This window comes from Candidatus Hodgkinia cicadicola (assembly GCF_002774925.1).
Genome location: NZ_NXGO01000123.1, coordinates 1 through 792, shown reverse-complemented (window position 1 = coordinate 792; position 792 = coordinate 1). Strand labels below are relative to the sequence as shown.

Annotated in this window: 1 protein-coding gene; it reads right to left on the bottom strand. The window is 34.5% G+C overall.

What is annotated here, in order from left to right; translation table 4 throughout:
• Positions 1 to 311: 311 nt before the first annotated feature.
• Positions 312 to 572 carry a glutamate--tRNA ligase family protein gene (locus MAGTDC_RS03605; RefSeq protein ID WP_146657081.1) on the bottom strand — a complete coding sequence of 87 codons (261 nt, stop codon included), beginning with the start codon at positions 570 to 572 and terminating at the stop codon, positions 312 to 314.
• Between the last annotated feature and the right edge of the window lie 220 nt (positions 573 to 792).

The following is a 792-nucleotide window of genomic DNA, read 5'->3' as shown; positions in this document are numbered from 1 at the left end:
CATGGCCACTATGGGCCTCTATGAATGTTATAACTGCTTGTCTGCTGATTTTACTCACTGTTGATCCCCTGTGGGGGGGACTGATACCTCCCTGGTTTTGTCACTGCACACATTTTAAGTTTGTTTGATTGAAAGGAAAGTGCTAAGAATAGTAGGACCAGTGTGAAACAGAATAGTCAATGGATAATCAAAAGTAATGTGGAAATAGCTGATTTACAGACAATTAAAACATAGATCTCAAAGATTTGCATGGTTGGATCCGTTAATATTTTAATAATTATTTTTCTATAATCAGAGTACAAAAAAATACTTTACCGATACAAGTCCACTCTTTGTGACTGGACATATGGGCCGTACCGTCCACCTACGGATGGTCCTTCATCAGGTGTAATTCCGGTCCATGCTAAATCTTCTTCAAGTTTCTGCACGGCACCTGGAACTATTCTTGTTTGATCTGTGTCTTCAATTCGTAAAATGAAGGTTCCACCTTTCGACTTGGCCAAAAGGTAATTATAAAGTGCTGTCCTTAATCCGCCTAAATGTAAAAAACCTGAAGAGAGCAAAACGTACATTTAACTTGGTTGTTGTTTTACCACCAACATATTCTTATGAAATACAATTAAAAACAGTCTAACCATTTTTCTTTTACATTAATATTACATAATAATAATTTTACATTCTGTATCAAAAAAACAAATCAAACTGCATAAATAAATATGAATGGAAATGACCAAAACAAACAGTGTTCACACAGAATTATTTAAAACACATTTTCACTTACTACAAGATTAA